This is a genomic window from Arthrobacter terricola (assembly GCF_004354015.1).
In the GTDB taxonomy this organism is placed as follows: Bacteria; Actinomycetota; Actinomycetes; order Actinomycetales; family Micrococcaceae; genus Arthrobacter; species Arthrobacter terricola.
Window position 1 is genome coordinate 44,724 of sequence record NZ_SMRU01000003.1, and the last position, 19,686, is coordinate 64,409.

General features: G+C 63.8%; 17 protein-coding genes. 16 read left to right on the forward strand and 1 reads right to left on the reverse strand.

The features are described 5' to 3' along the window. The first annotated feature begins 168 nt into the window (after window positions 1–168). The 11 genes from E1809_RS03165 to E1809_RS03215 all read left to right on the forward strand — a co-directional run bounded on the left by E1809_RS03165 (window position 169) and on the right by E1809_RS03215 (window position 13,280). The gene (locus tag E1809_RS03165) at window positions 169–1,644 is read left to right on the forward strand and encodes a CitMHS family transporter (protein ID WP_133202782.1); all 1,476 of its coding nucleotides are present in this window, start codon (window positions 169–171) and stop codon (window positions 1,642–1,644) included. A 116-nt stretch (window positions 1,645–1,760) separates the two neighbouring features. Beyond that, window positions 1,761–2,057 carry an Asp-tRNA(Asn)/Glu-tRNA(Gln) amidotransferase subunit GatC gene (gatC, locus tag E1809_RS03170; protein ID WP_133202783.1) on the forward strand — a complete coding sequence of 99 codons (297 nt, stop codon included), beginning with the start codon at window positions 1,761–1,763 and terminating at the stop codon, window positions 2,055–2,057. A gap of 4 nt (window positions 2,058–2,061) precedes the next feature. Next, window positions 2,062–3,630, forward strand: a complete 1,569-nt coding sequence (gene gatA, locus E1809_RS03175) for an Asp-tRNA(Asn)/Glu-tRNA(Gln) amidotransferase subunit GatA (protein WP_133202784.1) — start codon at window positions 2,062–2,064, stop codon at window positions 3,628–3,630. Continuing rightward, entirely contained in the window at window positions 3,630–5,138 is a 1,509-nt protein-coding gene (gatB, locus tag E1809_RS03180; RefSeq protein WP_133202785.1) for an Asp-tRNA(Asn)/Glu-tRNA(Gln) amidotransferase subunit GatB, read from the forward strand. Before gatA ends, gatB begins: the two co-directional genes overlap by 1 nt. Before the next feature lie 191 nt (window positions 5,139–5,329). After that, window positions 5,330–5,941, forward strand: a complete 612-nt coding sequence (locus tag E1809_RS03185) for a hypothetical protein (RefSeq protein WP_133202786.1) — start codon at window positions 5,330–5,332, stop codon at window positions 5,939–5,941. A 132-nt stretch (window positions 5,942–6,073) separates the two neighbouring features. After that, window positions 6,074–7,078, forward strand: coding sequence for a LacI family DNA-binding transcriptional regulator (locus E1809_RS03190; protein WP_133202787.1), 1,005 nt, complete (start codon window positions 6,074–6,076; stop codon window positions 7,076–7,078). A 247-nt stretch (window positions 7,079–7,325) separates the two neighbouring features. Beyond that, a complete protein-coding gene (locus tag E1809_RS03195) occupies window positions 7,326–8,648 on the forward strand; it encodes an extracellular solute-binding protein (protein WP_133202788.1) in 1,323 nt (440 codons plus the stop codon). Next, window positions 8,645–9,607 carry a carbohydrate ABC transporter permease gene (locus E1809_RS03200; protein WP_133202789.1) on the forward strand — a complete coding sequence of 321 codons (963 nt, stop codon included), beginning with the start codon at window positions 8,645–8,647 and terminating at the stop codon, window positions 9,605–9,607. Before E1809_RS03195 ends, E1809_RS03200 begins: the two co-directional genes overlap by 4 nt. After that, window positions 9,600–10,433: a carbohydrate ABC transporter permease gene (locus E1809_RS03205; RefSeq protein WP_133202790.1), complete on the forward strand. Its 834-nt coding sequence runs from the start codon at window positions 9,600–9,602 to the stop codon at window positions 10,431–10,433. The genes E1809_RS03200 and E1809_RS03205 overlap by 8 nt, the downstream gene beginning before the upstream one ends. Window positions 10,434–10,484: 51 nt before the next feature. Then, window positions 10,485–12,062 (forward strand): DUF4091 domain-containing protein, encoded by a 1,578-nt coding sequence (locus E1809_RS03210; protein WP_133202791.1) that lies wholly within the window; start codon window positions 10,485–10,487, stop codon window positions 12,060–12,062. A gap of 36 nt (window positions 12,063–12,098) precedes the next feature. Further along, the gene (locus tag E1809_RS03215) at window positions 12,099–13,280 is read left to right on the forward strand and encodes a Gfo/Idh/MocA family protein (RefSeq protein WP_133202792.1); all 1,182 of its coding nucleotides are present in this window, start codon (window positions 12,099–12,101) and stop codon (window positions 13,278–13,280) included. On the opposite strand, the gene E1809_RS03220 is transcribed toward E1809_RS03215, so the two are convergent. Further along, window positions 13,277–14,200, reverse strand: a complete 924-nt coding sequence (locus tag E1809_RS03220) for a LysR family transcriptional regulator (RefSeq protein ID WP_133202793.1) — start codon at window positions 14,198–14,200, stop codon at window positions 13,277–13,279. The two genes, E1809_RS03215 and E1809_RS03220, sit on opposite strands and share 4 nt — an antisense overlap. Before the next feature lie 116 nt (window positions 14,201–14,316). On the opposite strand from E1809_RS03220, the gene tdh reads away from it, so the two are divergent. Genes tdh through E1809_RS03245 form a run of 5 tightly spaced genes read left to right on the forward strand, consistent with a single transcriptional unit; the run spans window position 14,317 to window position 19,675 of the window. Then, window positions 14,317–15,363, forward strand: a complete 1,047-nt coding sequence (gene tdh / locus E1809_RS03225; protein ID WP_133202794.1) for an L-threonine 3-dehydrogenase — start codon at window positions 14,317–14,319, stop codon at window positions 15,361–15,363. Between the two features lie 49 nt (window positions 15,364–15,412). After that, window positions 15,413–16,621: a glycine C-acetyltransferase gene (locus E1809_RS03230; protein ID WP_133202795.1), complete on the forward strand. Its 1,209-nt coding sequence runs from the start codon at window positions 15,413–15,415 to the stop codon at window positions 16,619–16,621. 6 nt (window positions 16,622–16,627) lie between these two features. Then, window positions 16,628–18,037: a 6-phospho-beta-glucosidase gene (locus tag E1809_RS03235; RefSeq protein WP_133202796.1), complete on the forward strand. Its 1,410-nt coding sequence runs from the start codon at window positions 16,628–16,630 to the stop codon at window positions 18,035–18,037. Between the two features lie 45 nt (window positions 18,038–18,082). Further along, window positions 18,083–18,571: a pyridoxamine 5'-phosphate oxidase family protein gene (locus E1809_RS03240; RefSeq protein ID WP_133202797.1), complete on the forward strand. Its 489-nt coding sequence runs from the start codon at window positions 18,083–18,085 to the stop codon at window positions 18,569–18,571. A 6-nt stretch (window positions 18,572–18,577) separates the two neighbouring features. Next, window positions 18,578–19,675 (forward strand): NAD(P)/FAD-dependent oxidoreductase, encoded by a 1,098-nt coding sequence (locus E1809_RS03245; RefSeq protein ID WP_133202798.1) that lies wholly within the window; start codon window positions 18,578–18,580, stop codon window positions 19,673–19,675. The last annotated feature ends 11 nt before the right edge of the window (window positions 19,676–19,686 follow it).

The window sequence follows — 19,686 nt, forward strand, 5'->3', positions numbered from 1 at the left end:
TTCGGGTGTCTACCTCCATTGAAGCATTGAGCAGAATGAGCAAAATGCTCTCAATCAGCAGTATTTCCATCAATTCCCGCAAACGGCCGATTGTGAGCGTCGCCACCTTACGGTCTTTACTGCGCATCACGCCGATGTGATGCCGTTCACTGTAGTAAGGAGCCGGCTGTGCTGGTATTGCTTGGATTCGCAATGATTGCGGTGTTCATGGTCCTGATCATGACAAAGAGGTTGACGCCGGTCCTGGCGCTGATCATCGTTCCCACCATCTTCGGGCTGTTCGCAGGCGCCGGCCTTGGCATCGGGAGCATGGTCATGGATTCCATGAAGTCCATGACGTCCACCGCCGCCCTGCTGATGTTCGCGATTGTGTACTTCGGCCTCATGATCGACGTGGGACTGTTCGACCCCTTGGTCAAGTTCATCCTGCGCAAACTGGGGAACGACCCTGCCAAGGTTGTGGTCGGCACAGCCATCCTCGCTGCCGCGGTCTCGCTCGACGGCGACGGCTCCACCACGTTCATCCTCACCACTGCGGCAATGCTGCCCGTCTACCTCCGCTTGAAGATGAGCCCGGTGGTCTTGACGTGCGTCGCCGGCCTGGCCAACGGCACCATGAACATCCTGCCGTGGGGTGGCCCCACCGCCCGCGCCGCCACTGCGCTCAAGATCGACGTCAACGACGTCTTCGTCCCGATGGTCCCGTCCCTCATCGCCGGTCTACTCGTGGTCCTCGTCTTCTCCTGGCTCCTCGGCCTCCAAGAACGCAACCGCCTTCGCGTGGCCGCTCCGGAGATCTGGGGCGATCTCGCCGATCCCGCTGAAGCGTTCGACGGCGGCACTGGCCACGGCCGTCCCCTCGCCGCGGGTTCGGGTCGCGGTGGTTCGGGCTCATCCCGCACCGCGGGTAAGCCGGGCACCGGCGGAGGCTCCGCCGTCGTGATCCTTGAACGGGACGACACCCTGACTGATGAGCACGACGCCACCCTCGCCGGCACCGCGCTCGATCCCAAGCGCGCCACCCTGCGACCCAGGCATTTCTGGTTCAACCTCGGCCTCACCGTCGCAGTGATGGTCATGCTCGTGGCCAACCTGGTGCCGATGCCGTACGTCTTCATGGTGGGTTCCGCGATTGCCCTCCTGGTGAACTTCCCCAAGGTCAAGGAACAGGGCGCCCAGCTGGTGGCCCATGCGCCGTCCATCGTGGCCGTCGTCAGCATGGTCATGGCCGCCGCTGTCCTCACAGGCGTCCTCAACGGCACCGGCATGGTCAAGGAAATGTCGGCGTGGCTGGTCCACATCATCCCCGCCGAGATGGGACCGTTCATGGCCGTCATCACCGGCCTGCTCAGCATCCCCATGACGTTCTTCATGAGCAACGACGCCTTCTACTTCGGAGTCCTCCCGGTCCTGAGCGAAACCGCCGCGCACTACGGCATCAGCGGTGCCGAGATGGCGCGCGCCTCCATCACGGGCCAGCCCTTCCATCTGCAAAGCCCCTTGGTTCCCGCCATCCTGCTCCTTGTTTCCCTGGCCAAGGTGGAGCTCGGCGACCACCACAAGAAGGTCCTGTGGCGCACCGCGGTCATCTCGGTGGTAATGCTCGCAGTAGGCATGCTGACCGGAGCGATCGGCATCGGGTAGGCCGGGGGAGCACGCGGAGGATGTCCGGTCCGGCGCCGGAAGGCGAACCGCGCCGTCGGGCGGCCCAACCAACGTAGACTAGTCCGGAAAACCATTTGAACTTGCAGGGGAGATCCATGGCTGCGATCAACCGTGACGACGTCGCGCATCTTGCGCGTCTGGCTCACATTGAAATGAGTCCCGAAGAGCTGGACAGGATGGCCGGCGAACTTGCCGTCATCGTGGATTCGGTGAAGTCCGTCAGCGAGGCCGCCGGGGCGGATGTTCCGGCGACGTCCCACCCGATCCCGTTGAGCAATGTGTTCCGGGAAGACGTAGTGGGCCACACGTTCGCGGCCGAGCAGGCGCTGTCCGGAGCTCCGGATTCCTTCGAGGGCCGTTTCAAGGTTCCGGCAATCCTGGATGAGGAGTAGGGAAATGAGCGAATTGGACAACTCCGGACTCATCCGCCTGTCCGCGGCGCAACTCGCCGCGAAGCTGGCTGCGCGCGAAGTCACGTCGGTCGAGGTCACCCAGGCTTACTTGGACCGTATTGCCGAGGTTGACGGCCAGGTCAACGCCTTCCTGCACGTCAACGGCGAAGAAGCCCTCGCCGTCGCGGCTGAGGTGGACGCAATCCGCGCCGCTGGTGGCGCGGAGGCCGAAGCGCTGCACGAACTCGCTGGCGTTCCGATCGCCGTCAAGGACCTCATCGTCACCATCGGTCAGCCGACTACTGCAGGCTCGAAGATCCTTGAAGGCTGGCACAGCCCTTACGACGCCACAGTCATCAAGAAGCTGCGCGCCGCCAAAATGCCCATCCTGGGCAAGACCAACCTGGACGAATTCGCGATGGGTTCCTCGACGGAGCACTCCGCGTACGGCCCTACCCGCAATCCGTGGGACCTGGACCGCATTCCGGGCGGTTCCGGCGGTGGTTCCGCGGCCGCCGTCGCAGCTTTCGAGGCTCCGCTGGCGCTCGGCACGGACACCGGCGGGTCGATCCGTCAGCCCGGCGCGGTGACCGGAACCGTCGGCATGAAGCCCACTTACGGTGCGGTTTCCCGTTACGGCGCGATCGCCATGGCGTCCTCGCTTGACCAGATCGGACCGGTCTCGCGCACGGTGCTCGACTCGGCACTGCTCCAGGAAGTCATCGGTGGCCACGATCCCTTCGATTCGACGTCGCTCACGGATTCCTTCGATAACCTCGTGGCAGCAGCCAAGACGGGCAACGTCGAGGGCGTGAAGATCGGCATCATCAAGGAGCTTCACGGCGAAGGCTACCAGGCCGGCGTCGAGAACCGCTTCAACGAGTCCCTTGAGCTGCTCAAGGAAGCCGGAGCGGAAATCGTGGAGGTTTCCTGCCCCAACTTCAAGTACGCCTTGGGTGCCTACTACCTCATCATGCCGTCCGAGGTATCAAGCAACCTGGCGAAGTTCGACGGCGTCCGCTACGGCTTGCGCGTCCTGCCGAAGGACGGTCCCATGACGATCGAACGCGTCATGGCTGCCACCCGCGCAGCGGGGTTCGGCGACGAAGTGAAGCGCCGCATCATCCTGGGCACCTACGCGTTGAGCGCCGGCTACTACGACGCTTACTACGGTTCCGCCCAGAAGGTGCGCACGCTTATCCAGCGCGACTTCGACGCTGCGTTCGCCCAGGCGGATGTCCTCATTTCGCCCACGGCTCCTACTACGGCCTTCAAGCTGGGGGAGAAGCTGGACGATCCCCTGGCCATGTACCTCAACGACGTCGCGACCATTCCCGCGAACATGGCCGGCGTCCCTGGCTTGTCACTCCCAGGTGGCCTGGCTGACGAGGACGGACTTCCGGTGGGCATCCAGTTGCTGGCTCCCGCCCGCGAGGACGCCCGCTTGTACCGTGTGGGCGCTGTCCTTGAGTCCTTGCTCGAAGCGAAATGGGGCGGTCCGTTGCTCGACCGCGCACCCTCGCTGCAGGCCGCCCTCGATTCCAGCTCCACCACCGCCGGAGGTTCCAACTGATGTCTGTCGCCGCCATCCTCAGCTTCGAAGAGGCCATGGAGAAGTATGATCCCGTCCTTGGCTTCGAGGTCCACGTGGAGCTCAACACCAAGACGAAGATGTTCTCCTCAGCCCCGAACGTCTTCGGCGACGAGCCGAACACCAACGTCAACGAGGTGGACCTGGGCATGCCCGGCGTGCTGCCCGTGGTGAACAAGGCGGCCGTGGAATCCTCCATCAAGATCGGGCTTGCCCTCAACTGCAAGATCGCCGAGTCGTGCCGCTTCGCCCGGAAGAACTACTTCTATCCGGACACCCCCAAGAACTTCCAGACGTCCCAGTACGACGAGCCGATCGCCTATGACGGCTACCTGGACATCGAACTCGAAGACGGCACTGTGTTCCGCGTCGAGATCGAACGCGCGCACATGGAGGAAGACGCCGGCAAGCTCACACACATGGGTGGCGCCACTGGCCGTATCCAGGGTGCCGACTACTCGCTCGTTGACTACAACCGTGCCGGTGTTCCGCTCGTGGAAATCGTCACCAAGCCGATCGAAGGGGCGGGCAGCCGCGCGCCCGAGCTCGCCAAGGCCTACGTGGCCGCCATCCGTGAGATCGTCAAGAACCTCGGGGTGTCCGACGCCCGCATGGAACGCGGAAACGTCCGTTGCGACGCCAACGTTTCGTTGCGCCCGCACGGCCGCGAACGGTTCGGCATCCGTTCGGAAACGAAGAACGTCAACTCGCTGCGCGCCGTCGAGCACGCCGTCCGTTACGAAATCCAGCGCCACGCCGCCGTCCTCGACTCCGGTGAGCCGGTCATCCAGGAAACGCGCCACTGGCACGAGGACACGCGCACGACGACATCGGGCCGGGAAAAGTCCGACGCCGACGACTACCGCTACTTCCCCGAGCCGGACCTCGTTCCGGTCAACGCGTCCCGCGAATGGGTGGAGGAGCTGCGGGCTACCCTTCCCGAGCCGCCGGCCGCGCGCCGCAAGCGGCTGCAAGCCGACTGGGGCTACTCGGACCTCGAGTTCCGCGACGTCGTGAACGCCGGGGTCATGGACTCCATCGAGGAAACCATCGCGGCCGGCGCCAGCGCTTCGGTGGCGCGCAAGTGGTGGATGGGCGAGATCGTTGGCCGCGCCAAGACGGCCGACGTCGAACCGTCCGAACTCGGCGTCGCCCCGGCCACCATCGTGGAGCTCAACCAGCTCGTCGAAGACGGCAAGATCAACAACAAGATGGCGTCCCAGGTGCTGGACGGCGTGCTCGCCGGCGAAGGCACCCCGGCCGAAATCGTCGAGAAGCGCGGCCTCGCCGTAGTGTCCGACGACGGCCCCCTCCTTGAGGCGATCGACGCCGCGCTGGCGGCCCAGCCGGATGTCGCCGAGAAGATCCGTGGCGGCAAAGTCCAGGCCATCGGGGCGATTGTCGGCGGCGTCATGAAGGCCACGCGCGGCCAGGCCGACGCCGGGCGCGTCCGCGAGCTGATCCTGGAGAAGCTCGGCGTCGAAGGCTGAAAACCTCTCTAATGTGACATCCCCGATCGGGCCGCAGCCGGCGTCGTTTGAATCATCAAAACGATTGCGGCTGCGGCCCGATCGTGTTTGGATCCACAGCCTGGACACAGCTTCGGGGAACATCATGGAGTCATCAGTTCTTTGCTGCCCGCCCCTACCGGTCCGGGGAGGAGCGGAGAAAGGAAACGGCCATGTCCTCCATGACTCCGGGGCTGCGCACGGCCCTCATTGCGGGCGGTATCGCCGTCGTCGTGGGCGGCGGTGGAGTGGCCGCAGTCTGGGCAGCGGACCAATTTATTCCTACTGCCACAAGTCCTTCAGCAACGAGCTCGGCGTCGCCCACCCCGTCGCCCAGCCAGTCGACACCCGGACAAACTTCGCCCGGCAAACTCGGTCGCATCCCCATGCTGCGAAGGGCTTTCGGAGGCGCGGCGGTCCATGGCGAGTTCACGGTCAAGAACAAGGACGGTTCCTACTCCACGATTGTGGCTCAACGCGGTACCGTGCAGTCGGTGAGTGATTCGAACATCACAGTCAAGAGCGACGACGGATTCACGCAGGCCTATGCCATCAACTCATCGACCACTATCGTCAAGGTCGCTACTTCCGGAGCGGGTAACCAAGGGCGCCGGCTATCGCTCCAGACCATCAAGGCCTCGGACCTGAAAGCCGGCGACACCGTGGGCGTTTCGGGGACGAAGAGCGGCACCACGGTGACGGCTAACCGCGTCGTTTCGGGTACCTTGCCGACCTTACCCAACGACCACGGACGGCGGATGGGTTACGGGAGCGTCTCTTCCTGACCCGCTTTAGGCGTGATCCTGACCCGTCTTAGGCGTGAACCGAGGTTCACGATGGCGCCTGTTCGTCTGGCTATGATGCTACTACCGCCGAACCACGCCCGTGGTTCGGCGGCTTAGCCACTAAGGAGACGAATGCGCCCCACGATCAAGTCTGTGGCGGCGGCGGCCGGGGTTTCCACGGCAACTGTGTCCTACGTGCTCTCCGGCAGGAGCGGCAAAGACGGCGGCAGGAGCGGGTCCGGCGTCGCGCCCGCTACGGTGCTGCGGGTCCAAGAGGCTGCCCTGGCCCTCGGATATCGCCCCAACCAATCGGCGAGGGCGGTCCGCACGGGAAGAACGAACCTGCTCATGTTGTCGCTGACCATGATCTCGGATCCGTGGGCGCTGGATGTCAGCCGCGCCGTCGGCACGGCCGCCGCCCAACGAGGTATTACTCCCATGATTTTGGCCGATACCGACTGGCGGGTGGCGCTCAAAAGGCAGAATGCAGACGTGACGTTCATCGACGCCGCCGAAGAACCCGGGGATGTCGAGCTCTTGGCCCAGGCTGCCAAACTGCAGCGCTTGGTGGTTTTCAGCGACAGCATGGAACCCGATGGTTTCGACGTGGTGCGGCCTGTGGCGGGTGCATCGTGCGAGCGGGCTGTGGCACATCTGACCAGCAGGCACGACAGAGTGGCTTGCTTGACCGCTGCACCCCGTTCCGGCAACCCCATTTCCATCCGTCACAGGGCATACATCGAAGGCCTGGCCGACGCTGGCTTGGACTACCGGGACGACTACGTTGAGCGGTTTGCCCTGGACAGCCAGAGCGCTTTCGATGCGGCCCTTCGCCTGTTGCAGCGGAACGACCGCCCGACGGCGATCTACGCTACGACCGACTTCGCGGCTATTGCGGCCATTCACGCCGCCCAAAGCCTCCAACTGAGGGTTCCAGAGGATGTCGAAGTGCTCGGTATCGGCAACACCACAGAGGGCGAGTACATGGTGCCGTCGTTGACGACGGTCGGTCCCGAAGGATTCTTCGACGGTGTGGCCGGCTTCCTTCTCGACCGCGCGGAAAACCCGGATGAGCCAACCCAGGTACTTGAGTTTCCTTGGAACCTCATCGTCAGGGACTCGGCGCCCGCCGTCTGAAACCGCCGTCTGAACCGGGTTACCACGGGTTGTTCGTCACGTGTCCGCTGCAGCGCGATCCTTCATGATGCACTTTCATGACGTTTTTAGCCTATAAAAGTTAAGGAAAGATCATTCTCGATATTGCTTTTAATCGATTAACATGATGTGATCGACTGCACAATCACCAGTGGGGCTGGCGCTTAGCCGAATGCAGGCACACCCCAGAAGGACCGTCGGTCTTCTGACCAGGACATCGGAGATTTTCATGAACCACAACGTGACTCGCAGGTCATTCCTTTCCTTCGCGGCTGCCGGCGCCGCTGTCGTCTCGCTGGCTGCCTGCGGTGGAAACAGTGCCGCTGGGGGTAGCGCAGCCAAGGCCGCCTACGCTGCCCCCGCGAGGGACCTGAGCGCTGAGCTGAGCTACGCGATTTGGGATGCGGCGCAGAAGCCCGCGATGCAGAAGATCGTGACCGAATTCAACAAGCAGTACCCGAACATCAAAGTGACCATCGACGTCACGCCGTCGAAGGGCTCGGCCTACTGGACGAAAATCCAAACCCAGGCAAGCAGCAACACCCTGCCGGACGTTTTCTGGATGAACGGCCCGCACATCAAGCTCTATGCGCAAAACAACCAGCTGCTCGCCTTGGACGGGCTGGTGTCCGGCAAGGCCGTGGATACAGCGAATTACCCGAAGGCGCTGGTGGATCTGTACACCGTCAACGGGACGTTCTACGGAGTGCCCAAGGACTTCGATACCAGCGCACTCTTCTACAACAAGGCCCTGTTCAAGGAAGCCGGAGTGTCTGAACCGAACTCCAGCTGGACCTGGGACGACGTGAAATCCGCGGGAGCCGCGTTGTCCAAGTTCTACCAGGGCAAGGGTATCTACGGGTATGCCGGTGACCTCACGGGTGGCCAGACCAGCTACTACAACACCATGGTCGAAGCTGGCGGGACCATCATTTCGAGCGACGGCAAGAAGTCCGGATACGACTCCTCGGGTTCCATCGCCGGCCTGCAGTTCTGGCGGGACCTGATTGAATCCGGCGTTTCTCCCTCAATGCAGCAGCTGACGGACACCGCCTCCAGCGACATGTTCACGTCCAAGAAGCTAGCCATGACAATGGACGGCTCTTGGACCGTTGGCCCAGCACAGAAGGCCCTTGGTGACGACCTGGGCATCGCCAGCCTTCCCAAGGGACCGACGAGCAACCAGAGCGTGATCCATGGCCTGGCAAACGTGATTCCTGCGAATGCCAAGAACCCGGCCGCGGCGCAGGCGTTCGTTGCCTTCTTGGGAACACAGGACGCCGCCAAGATCCAGGCGGAGACCGGAACCGTCATTCCAGCCTTCAACGGCACCCAGGATGCTTGGGTCAAGTCCGTTCCCTCGGTAGACCTCAACGTCTTCCTTGACCTGGCCAAGGACGCCTCGCCGTACCCGGTGTCAGCCAATACTGCGGCCTGGAACGACCTTGAGAACACCCTGCTGCCCCAGGCCTTCGCAGGAACCAAGCCGGTCGCCGACGTTGCCAAGGATCTTGCCACCCAGATGAATGCCGCACTGGCCAAAGAATCATGAAAACCCAGACCCTGACGCCCGAGTCCACACCTGCGCCCACACCCAGCCGTGCCGCTGAACCGACCGAGGACCGTCGCAAAGGACGATCCAAGTCGGATGGCTGGTGGCCCTGGCTGTTCGTTGTGCCTACTGTCGTGGGCATAGGCGTGTTCTACCTTTGGCCGATTGTCCAGACGTTCTACTACAGCTTCACCAAATGGGGAGTGTTCGGCGGGACCAAGTTCATCGGCCTGGACAACTACCTGCGGATGTTCACTGATTCCACCATCCCGCAGTCAATCCTCAACACGCTGATCTACACGGTCGTCGTACTCCTCGGGATACCCATCGCGGTCATCCTGGCGTCCTTGATCGAGCGTCCTGGATTGCGGTTCGCGGCCCTGTACCGGACGTTGTACTTCATTCCCTACATCACTATGCCGGCCGCCGTCGGGATCGTGTGGCGGCTGATCTACAACGGCGACTTCGGGCCCATCAACTGGTTCTTGGGCTTGTTCGGAATCCAGGGCCCCTACTGGACGTCGACGCCGGGGTTCGCCCTGCTTGCCGTGGCTACGGTGGGGCTGTGGATGTCGCTGGGATTCAACCTCATCATCATCAGCGCGGGGCTGCGCGAGATCCCGCGGGAGCTCTTCGAAGCCGCCGAAATGGACGGCGCCGGCCGGGTCCGCCAGTTCGTCGGCATCACGGTTCCTTTGCTGACGCCCAGTATCTTCTTCGTCACGATCGTCACCGTGATCAGCGGCTTCCAGCTGTTCGACCTGCTGTACGTGATGATGGGGAAGGCCAACCTGGCCATGCCGCAGACACAGAGCTTGGTGTACATCTTCTACAACCAGGCGTTCCTGCAGAACGACAAAGGCTACGCGGCAGCCATCGGCATCCTGATCCTGGCCATCATCGCTCTCTTGACCGCTTTCCAATTCCGTATCCAGAAGAGGTGGGTCAACTATGTCTAGGTCGAAAGGCGGCAAGCAGGGCTCCAACGTCCTGGCCCACTGTGTCCTGGCCATCGGCGGCCTGGCGATGGTTTCACCCCTCCTGTACCAGATCGTGATGTCGCTTTCGACGAACGCCGAAGTCCAAAGCACGCCGCCCACACTGTGGCCCGGCGTTGTCCAGTGGCACAACTTCGCGGATGTCTTTACCTCGATGAATTTCGGTTCGCAGCTTTGGGTGACGGTGGCAATTACCGTCATCAGGGTGATCGGCCAGGTGCTTCTGTGCTCGATGGCGGGCTACGCATTCGCGCGGATGCGGTTCCGGTTCAAAGGACCCATTCTGGCCGTGGTCTTGTCGATCATCATGGTGCCGTCCCAGTTGTTCCTCATCCCGCAATACCAGATCATCCAAAACCTGGGCTGGCTGAACACCATCGCGGGCATCGTGGCCCCGGGCATCTTCAGCGCCTTCGGCCTGTTCCTGATGCGCCAGTTCTTCATGGGGCTCCCCGACGAACTCGAAGACGCGGCCCGGCTTGACGGGGCCAACCCGTTCCAGGTCTTTTTCCGGGTCATGCTGCCCCTCGCGGCCAACGGACTCTGGGCGCTCGTCATCATTACCGTGTTGTGGTCCTGGAACGACCTTTTGTGGCCCTTGGTGGTGACGTCGACGGCGAACGCCGCACCGTTGAGCGTGGGGCTTTCGAACCTCCAGGGCGAACATGCCAACAATTACCCGATCCTCATGGCGGCATCGTTGATGGCAATGGCGCCCATCCTGGTCATGTTCCTGCTCATGCAAAAGCGCGTCATGGCCGGCATCGGCCGCTCCGGGCTCAAGTAGGAACTCAAGTAGGGACTCAAGTAGGGACTCACGTAGAAAGGATTCGCAGCCTTGACGGAACAGAACGCCGTCCCGACGGACGGCTGGCAGTTCGTGCTCGCGGACTCCTTGGAAAAGATCTACCCGGACGCTCCGCCACGACCGTTGGACAGGACCATCCCCATGTCGGTTTTCCCGGGCGAGATTGCGTCGGTCCAGGTGGCAATCAGGCCGCCGATGAAGCACGATTTCCGCGTCGCCGGACCCCTGGAGGTCTCAGTCGACGGAGCGTCGGCGGGATGTGTCTCCATTTCACAGGTTGAGCTGGTGCCTTGCTCCTTGGCGGCGTTCCCGGAGCATGGTTCCGGCTATGACCGGGACACGCCCGGACTGTATCCCGACCTTTTACGGCCTGCTTCGGAAGGGCTGATCCAGCCCCGCTACGGGCAGTGGACGGCGGCCTGGATCGACCTGGTGGTCCCTTCCGCGGATCACGCGGGAGACCACGAAGTCGGGATCTCGGTACGGGCCGCGGAGGGCCGCGTCCTCTTCACCACTGGTATCAAGGTCACGGTCCTGGCGGTCCCGGCGCCGGAACTCGGGATCGTGAACGCCCACTGGTTTCATTGCGACGGGCTGGCGGCCCACTACGGCGTCGGCGTATTCAGCGAGGAGCATTGGTCGATCATCGACGCCTTCATGGGCTCCGCGGCGAGGATGGGAGCCAACTCGTTGCTGACGCCCACGTGGACTCCTCCGTTGGATACGGCCGTCGGTGGAACACGGCTTCCCACACAGCTGATCGGCATCAGCGAAGACTCCGGATACCACTTTGATTTCAGCAAGCTGCTGCGGTGGGTGGACCTTTGCGCCAAACATGGCATTCGATATTTGGAAATTGCCCACTTGTTCACACAATGGGGGGCAAAGGCGACGCCGGCGATTTATGTCGGGACCACGCAAGGGCTGGAACGGCGTTTTGGCTGGGACGTGCCGGCGAGGTCGGCAAGCTACCGGGAGCTGATGGCCGAACTGCTGCCGGCCTTGCGCTCGTTCCTAGCGGAGCACTGGTCGCTTGACCGGGTCATTTTCCACATTTCCGATGAACCGGAAGGCGCCGAAGCTCTCGAGGGTTACCAGGAGGCAAAGGACGTCGTCGCTGATCTGCTGGAGGGGCTGACGGTGGTTGACGCCCTGAGCGACTTTGAGTTCTACGGCAGCGGGGCGGTACCGAATCCGGCGGTGGCAACAGATGCGGTGGCGCCGTTCCTGAAGGCCGGCGTGAAAGATCTGTGGGTCTACTATTGCGTCGCCCAGCCCATTCCTTGGCCACGGTCGATCCGTTCAAGGACACCTGCGCCGGAGGGCTTTCCCGGCGGCGACGCATTCATGGTCTACCCGGGACCGGACGGGGTGCCGTGGGAGTCGATTCGCTACAAGGTGTTTGCGCAGGCCATGTGGGACCACCGGGCATTCTCCCTGCTGGCACAACTGGCCTGTCGCGAGGACGTGCTGGCACTCATCGATACGAACGGCTCGGGCGGCCGCCTCGCCATGGACAGCTTCAGCTACGACCCCGTCCACTACGCGAGGGTTCGCGAGCTGGTCAACGAAGGAATCGCGCAGCGCGTGAGTCAAACAACCTCATGACGCGGGCGCATCAACTATCTAGTTAGGAAAGTACTTATGGACCTCAAAGTAGGCATCGTCGGATTCGGCTTGCGGGCGTCCTTGTGGCGCCACGCGCACAAGCCCGGCCATGGTTCGGAAGTCACTGTCGTGTGCGATCTGGGTGAGCGCGGCAGGGCCGATGCGGCCGAAAAGATCCCGACGGCGGTCATCACCGACAATTTGGATGTCTTGCTCGATTCCGGCTTGGACGCTGTCCTGGTCCTCACCCCGGACAACCAGCACGCCGCCGTCGCCGTCCGGACGCTCAAGGCCGGCATCCCCACGTTCTGCGAGAAGCCGCTTGACGTCACGTTGGAAGCGGCAGACCTCATCCTGCAGACGGCCTTTGAGACCGGGACGCGCCTCTACGTGGGCCACAACATGCGGCACATGCCGGTAGTGGTGCAAATGCGCGACATCATCCAGGCCGGAACCATCGGAGACGTCAAGGCGATCTGGTGCCGGCATTTCGTGGGAAACGGCGGGGATTACTACTTCAAGGATTGGCATGCCCAGCGCGCCAACACCACCGGCTTGCTGCTGCAAAAGGGCGCGCACGATATCGACGTCATCCACTGGCTTGCCGGCGGATACAGCACCAAGGTCCAGGCGATCGGTGAACTGGCCGTGTACGGGGACGTCGCTTCGCGCCGGGACAACAGTGCGCGGCGGATGCGCGATTGGTTCTCGGTGGACAATTGGCCGCCCACCGAACAGACCGACCTCGCCGAGACGATCGACGTCGAGGACATTTCCATGATGAATATGGTCCTGGACAACGGTGTACTGGCGTCCTACCAGCAGTGCCACTTCACGCCCGACTATTGGCGGAACTACACGGTGATCGGCACGAAGGGCAGGATCGAGAACTTCGGCGACGGTCCCGGCGAACAGATCAAGGTGTGGACGACGCGTACAAGCGGTTTCGCGGAACCGGATGACGTGATCGAGATCCAGGACGGCGAAGGCGGCCACGGCGGCGCCGATCCGCGTTTGATTTCGGAGTTCCTTCGCTTCGCTGCAGAAGGCGGGCGGACCCAGACCAATCCGATCGCAGCCCGGCAGGCGGTTGCGGCCGGTGTCCTGGCGACGGAGTCCCTCCGCGGCGACGGCTCCTCGAAGATTGTTCCAGTCTTGCCCGAAGGGCTCGTGGAATACTTCGACGCCGGCCAGCCCACCCGCGTCCGCGAACCCTAGCGCCCCGTGCCCCCGGCGAGCCCGGTCATGACCGTCCGCAATGCGTCGCAGACGGTCATGACCGACGCCCGCTTGAGCGTTTCCGGGCGGGCGAGGATATCGATCTTGCGCACCGAATTGACCCCGGCCAGCGGGCGCAGCACCACTCCGGCGTCCAGGACGCGCCGGGCGGTGAACCGCGGCAGCAGGCCGATCGCGCCTCCCGTCGCCACAAGGGCGGCAACAGTCGAGTAGTCATTGATGCGGTGCAGCACTTCTGCGGGCCGCCCGCTCACGGCGACGACGGCGGCCAGCACGTCCGCGGGCGAGTACCCGGCGCGGCTGGTCACCCAAGGTTGCCCGACGACGTCGGCCGGCTTGAGTTCGCGCCTGGCCGCGAGCGGGTGCCCGGCCGGCAGCGCGACGTCGAGCGGTTCGTCGGCAAGCGGGATGATGGCCACTTTGTCGCGCGGCCATTCCGGGCTGTGTTCCATCCGGTGGGCGAGGACGAGGTCGTACCGTGCGGCCAAGCCCGGAAAGTCTTCCTGCGCGACGTCCTCGTCAGCGAGCCGCAGCCGGGGTGACTTCCCGCCGTCGAGGGCCAGCAACGCCGCGAGGGGAGCGAAAAGGGCCTGCCCGGCGCTGTGGAAGGCGCTGACGGTCACGGTGGAGCCGGGGGAATCATGGTAGGCGCCGATAGCGGCCCGCGCATCCGCCATCGCGCTTACGACGGCGGCCCCTGCGTCGGCGAGGACCCTCCCCGCGTCGGTGAGCACCAGGGCCCTGCCCTCCTTGCGGGTCAGCGGGACCTCCACGGATTTCTGCAGGAGCGCGAGCTGTTGCGAAACGGCGGAGGGAGTGACCATGAGCGTCTCTGCGACAGCCTTGACACTGCCAAGATCTCCTAGTTCCCTGAGCATCTGGAGCTGGTGAACTTCCATTTAGTAAATGCTAAATCGTTGATTGAGAAAAACCTAGTTGTGCTAAACCTTTGCGGGGGCTTCAATGAAGTGGAACGGCAGGCCGAAGGCTCCGCCCCTTTGAGTTAGGAAGACCAATGAAGGCTCTCTACAAGTCCGGCCCGCACGCCGGTTTTGAACTCGTCGAACGTCCCGAGCCGGAAGCCGGTCCCGGCGACGTCAAAATCCGGGTCATGACTACGGGCATCTGCGGAACGGACCTGCATATCCAGTCCTGGGACGCGTGGGCGCAAAGCATCATTGAAACCCCGCTGATTGCCGGCCACGAGTTCTATGGCGAAGTGGTGGCCGTGGGGGAGGACGTCCGCGACGTCAAGGTGGGGGACCGGGTTTCCGGCGAAGGCCATGTGGTGTGCGGGATTTGCCGGAACTGCCGTGCAGGCCGCCGCCAGATGTGCATCCACACGGTGTCCGTCGGCGTGCAGCGCGATGGCGCGTTCGCCGAGTACGTCGTCATTCCGGAGACCAACGTCTGGGTCCACCAGGATCCTTCCGTTACCCCGGAGCTCGGCGCGATCTTCGATCCCTTCGGCAACGCCGTGCACACGGCCTTGAGCTTCCCGCTGGTTGGCGAAGACGTGCTCATCACCGGTGCCGGACCCATCGGACTCATGGCAATCGCCGTCGCACGCCACGCCGGTGCCCGCAAGATCGCCATCACGGACGTCTCGGCTCCGCGGCTGGAGCTCGCCAGGAAAATGGGCGTGGATCTCGCCGTCGATGTTTCAAAGATGCGGGTCAAGGAAGCCCAGCAGGAACTTGGCATGCGTGAAGGATTCGATATCGGCCTGGAAATGTCCGGGCATCCCACCGCGTTGCCTGAGATGATCGACAACATGAACCACGGCGGACGCATCGCCATGCTCGGCTTGCCCAGCCAGTCCATCGATATCGACTGGGGCAAGGTGGTCACGCACATGCTCACCCTCAAGGGCATTTACGGCCGCGAGATGTTCGAGACGTGGTACGCCATGAGTGCCATGCTGTCCTCAAACGCCGAACTCCACCGCAACATCTCCGCCGTCGTCACGGACAAGCTGTCCGCCACCGACTGGGAAAAGGGATTCGAGATCGCCCGTGCCGGCGTGGGCGGCAAGGTTGTCCTCGACTGGACCGAACTCTAGCAAAGACCACACACAGACTTTTCCTCCGAACCGGCACCGGGAGCCACCAATGTACTCAAGCATCAAAGACCAACTGCACGGCGAACTCGAGGAAATCCGCTCCGCCGGACTCTTCAAGACCGAGCGGCACATCGATTCGCCGCAGGCCAGCCACATCTCCGCGGGCCAGTTGGGGCAGCCCGCCAACTCCGTCCTGAACTTCTGCGCGAACAACTACCTTGGCCTCGCCGACCACCCGGACATCATCGCTGCCGCGAAGTCCGCCATGGACGAGCGCGGTTTCGGCATGGCGTCCGTCCGCTTCATTTGCGGTACCCAGGACCTGCACCTCGAGCTCGAAGCCCGCGTTTCGCAGTTCCTGGGAACGGAAGACACTATCCTGTTCTCCAGCTGCTTCGACGCCAACGGAGGCGTCTTCGAATCCCTTTTCGGACCCGAAGACGCCATCATCTCCGATGCCCTCAACCACGCCTCCATCATCGACGGCATCCGCTTGAGCAAGGCCAAGCGCTTCCGCTACGCGAACCAGGACATGGCCGACCTCGAGGCGAAGCTCGTCGAGGCTTCGGGCGGCGACGCCCCGGCCCGGCGGAAGATCATCGTGACTGACGGCGTCTTTTCCATGGACGGCTACCTGGCCCCGTTGGAGGCTATTTGCGATCTTGCCGATAAGTACGACGCCCTTGTCATGGTGGACGATTCGCACGCCGTCGGCTTCATGGGTGCGACCGGTGCGGGGACGCCGGAACACGCGGGCGTGTCCGATCGCGTGGACATCTACACCGGCACGTTCGGCAAGGCCCTCGGCGGAGCGTCCGGCGGCTATGTCTCCGGCCGCGCCGAAATCGTCGCGATGCTGCGCCAGAAAGCCAGGCCGTACCTGTTCTCCAACTCGCTGGCGCCCGCCATCGTCGCGGCAACCATCAAGGCACTCGAGCTCGTCCAGGGCTCCGGCGAGCTCCGCTCAAGGCTCTTCGCGAACGCCGGGCTGTTCCGCCGTCGGATGGCCGAGGAAGGCTTCGAGCTCCTCAACGGCGAGCACGCCATCATCCCCGTCATGTTCGGCGATGCCGTCGCTGCGGCGAAGGTGGCCGACGAGATGCTGGAGCACGGCGTCTTCGTCACAGCGTTCAGCTATCCCGTGGTGCCGAAGGGCGCGGCACGCATCCGCGTGCAGCTCTCGGCCGCACACAGCCCGGACGACGTCGAAGCATGCGTCCAGGCCTTCGTGAAGAGCCGTGCCGCAGCGGACCTCTGACCGGCCATGATCCTCACCCTCCTGGGCGGCGGCGGTTTCCGGGTTCCCTTGGTCTATTCGGCATTGCTGACGGACCACGGGCCCGGCCGCGTCACCGGGCTCCGGCTGTTCGATACCGACCCGGCCCGGCTCTCCGTCGTCGCCAAGGTGCTCGCCGAAATGGCGGAGGGGGTACCGGACGCTCCTGCCGTCGCGTTGTTCACGGAGCTCTCGGAGGCCCTGCCCGGCACCGACTTCATCTTCTCGGCCATCCGCGTGGGTGGCTTGGAGGGGCGTGCCGCGGATGAACGGATTGCCCTTGAGCACGGCGTCATCGGGCAGGAGACCGTGGGGGCAGGGGGGATTTCCTATGCGCTGCGGACCATTCCCGTGGTCTTGGACATTGCGGAGGCTGTGAAGAAGCACGCTCCGGAGGCGTGGTTCATCAACTTCACCAACCCGGCGGGGGTCATCACGGAAGTCATGACGCGGTTCCTCGGCGGCAAAGTAGTGGGGATCTGCGATTCGCCCGTTGGCCTCGCGAGGCGCTGCCTGTCCGCGGCCGGCATACGGGGGGTGGACGTCCGCGGGGAACGCGTGGCAATCGACTACATCGGCCTCAACCACCTTGGCTGGCTCCGCGGTTTGTCGGTCGATGGGGAGGATGTCCTCCCGCGCCTCCTGGCCGACGCCAGCGCCATCGAGTCGTTCGAGGAGGGCCGCCTGTTCGGAGCGCCCTGGATCCAGGCCCTCGGAGCGGTGCCCAACGAATACCTGCACTATTACTACTTCAGGCGGGAAGCGCTCGACGCCGATCGTCGCGCCGCGGACACCCGCGGTGCCTACCTCGAGCGGCAACAGTCCGCCTTTTACGAGGGCCTCCTGGCCGGAAACCACGACGCCGGAAACCACGACGCCGGACGGCACGTTCCGCGTGAAGGCGGCGGAAAGCCGGCGCTCAGGCTGTGGGAACAGACCAAGCTGGACCGCGAAGAGACGTATATGAAGAGCAACAGGGACGCCGCCGGTGCCTTCGAACGGGACGCCGCGGACCTGGAGTCAGGCGGCTACGAGGGCGTCGCGCTGGCGATCATGCGCGCTATCAGCCAAGGCGAAACCGCACGGCTCATCCTGAACGTGCCCAACGGGGCTACTTTGGCCGAACTCGGCCCCGAGGCCGTGATCGAGGCGCCGTGCCTCGTGGACGCGGACGGGGTCCGGCCGCTTCCGGCCCGGCCGTTGCCTGACTATGCTCGCGGCTTCGTGGTCAACGCCAAGGCCGTTGAACAAGCAACCATCGAGGCTGCGCTCACGGGTTCCCGGCGCGCCGCCTATAAAGCGTTCGCCATGAACCCCTTGGTGGACTCTGTCCGGGTGGCGCGGGGCTTGCTGGACGACTACATCGGCCACTTCCCGCAGCTCGGGTACTTGCGCTAGGCATGGCCCTGTCCCGCGACGCCCCGGAGGCCTAGGATCGGCACCATGGACAATGATGAAGCGCAACGCCCGGACGCAGGCCAGCAAGCCACCGAAGTGTTGGATTCCCAGGAATGCTGGAGCCTCCTGAGGAGCGTGTCCGTCGGCCGGCTCGCCGTGTGGCTCGGAGACCATCCGGATATCTTTCCGATCAACTACGCCGTGGACCAGGGGACGGTAGTGTTCAGGACCGGGTCCGGGACAAAGCTCGAGGCCGCCTTGAGCGATTTTCCGGTCGCCATGGAAGTTGACGGCGTTGACGCGAACACCGGGGTTGCCTGGAGCGTCGTGCTCCGTGGGAAAGCTGCCCCGGTGACGCGGATCGACGACGTCGTGAAGTCCTTTTCGTTGCCTCTCTTCCCGTGGGAAGCCGGCCGGAAAGACCATTTTGTGCGGATTCCCGCCGACTCGATCTCCGGGAGGCGTTTCACCGTCACGGAACCTTTGGCCTGGTGGACGCCGTACAGCGGCGTCAAACCATCAGCGATGGAGTAGGCCGGGATGGCTTCGATCTATGACGTGGTGATCGTCGGTGGCGGGATCGCCGGACTATCACTCGCTTCAGCGCTGGCGGGCCAGTGCTCGGTTGCCCTCGTGGAAGCCGAACAAACGCTTGCGTACCACACGTCTTCGCGCTCCGCCCGGCAGCTGATCCCGAGCTACGGTCCTGCAGTCGTGCAGGAACTCACTGTCCGGACTCTGGAGCTCATGGCGGCTCGTGACGCGGCGCTGCCGGTGCCGGTGCTGGAACCGCGGTCATTCATGCTGGTGGGCGACGAAGCGACCGTCAAAGCCGAAGCCAGCGGCCACATGCATTCGATCACGCACGCCGAAGCCCTGGAATTGTGTCCGGCGTTGATGCCCGGCGCGTTCACTGTGGCGGGTTTGGACACGGGATCGTTCGCCTGCAATGCGCCTGTGCTGTTGGATGACCACCGGCAGCGCGCCGGGGCCGGGGGAGTGGACATCATCACCGGGGCACGGGTCCATTCGGCCCAGCGGCTTGGCTCGGGTTGGCAGCTCGGCGCGGGGATGGAGGGGTTCCAGTCGGCCGTCGTCGTGAACGCGGCCGGTGCGTGGGCTGACGAACTTGCGGTGCTCAGCGGCGTGGAGAAGCTCGGGCTGCAGCCGTTCCGACGCACGGCGGCGATTGTCGACGTCGAACGCCCGCTTGCGCCGGGAACTCCCATGGTGGCGGCTGCCGACAACACTTACTACTTCCGGCGGGAAGGCGAACAGGTGCTCATTTCGCCGTCCGAAACTGTGCCGAGCGGACCGGAAGACGCGCGTCCCAGGCCCGGCGACGTGGACGCCATTGTTGCGCTCGTGAACTCCATCACCACCCTGGGGATCCGTTCCGTCGCCAAAGCTTGGACCGGGCTCCGCACCGAAGCCGCCGACGGCGTCCCGGTGGTCGGCTTCGACGCCGAAGCCCCCGGATTCTTCTGGCTCGCCGGTCAAGGAGGCTACGGATTCCAGACGTCCTCCGCGATCGCGGAACTCGCCGCGGCCGACATCCTGGGGTTCCTCTCCGCAACCAGTCCGGTATCCCGTACAGCGTCGGAGCTTGCGGCCACCCGGTGGTCCATTCGCCGTTGAACAATAGGTTC

Coding starts and splice junctions, on each gene's coding strand:
- E1809_RS03205 (WP_133202790.1), top strand. CDS start 9,600: ATGTCTAGGTCGAAAGGCGGCAAGCAGGGCTCCAACGTCCTGGCCCAC.
- E1809_RS03220 (WP_133202793.1), bottom strand. CDS start 14,200: ATGGAAGTTCACCAGCTCCAGATGCTCAGGGAACTAGGAGATCTTGGC.
- gatB (WP_133202785.1), top strand. CDS start 3,630: ATGTCTGTCGCCGCCATCCTCAGCTTCGAAGAGGCCATGGAGAAGTAT.
- E1809_RS03190 (WP_133202787.1), top strand. CDS start 6,074: ATGCGCCCCACGATCAAGTCTGTGGCGGCGGCGGCCGGGGTTTCCACG.
- E1809_RS03230 (WP_133202795.1), top strand. CDS start 15,413: ATGTACTCAAGCATCAAAGACCAACTGCACGGCGAACTCGAGGAAATC.
- E1809_RS03245 (WP_133202798.1), top strand. CDS start 18,578: ATGGCTTCGATCTATGACGTGGTGATCGTCGGTGGCGGGATCGCCGGA.
- E1809_RS03215 (WP_133202792.1), top strand. CDS start 12,099: ATGGACCTCAAAGTAGGCATCGTCGGATTCGGCTTGCGGGCGTCCTTG.
- E1809_RS03195 (WP_133202788.1), top strand. CDS start 7,326: ATGAACCACAACGTGACTCGCAGGTCATTCCTTTCCTTCGCGGCTGCC.
- tdh (WP_133202794.1), top strand. CDS start 14,317: ATGAAGGCTCTCTACAAGTCCGGCCCGCACGCCGGTTTTGAACTCGTC.
- E1809_RS03235 (WP_133202796.1), top strand. CDS start 16,628: ATGATCCTCACCCTCCTGGGCGGCGGCGGTTTCCGGGTTCCCTTGGTC.
- gatA (WP_133202784.1), top strand. CDS start 2,062: ATGAGCGAATTGGACAACTCCGGACTCATCCGCCTGTCCGCGGCGCAA.
- E1809_RS03200 (WP_133202789.1), top strand. CDS start 8,645: ATGAAAACCCAGACCCTGACGCCCGAGTCCACACCTGCGCCCACACCC.
- E1809_RS03240 (WP_133202797.1), top strand. CDS start 18,083: ATGGACAATGATGAAGCGCAACGCCCGGACGCAGGCCAGCAAGCCACC.
- gatC (WP_133202783.1), top strand. CDS start 1,761: ATGGCTGCGATCAACCGTGACGACGTCGCGCATCTTGCGCGTCTGGCT.
- E1809_RS03185 (WP_133202786.1), top strand. CDS start 5,330: ATGTCCTCCATGACTCCGGGGCTGCGCACGGCCCTCATTGCGGGCGGT.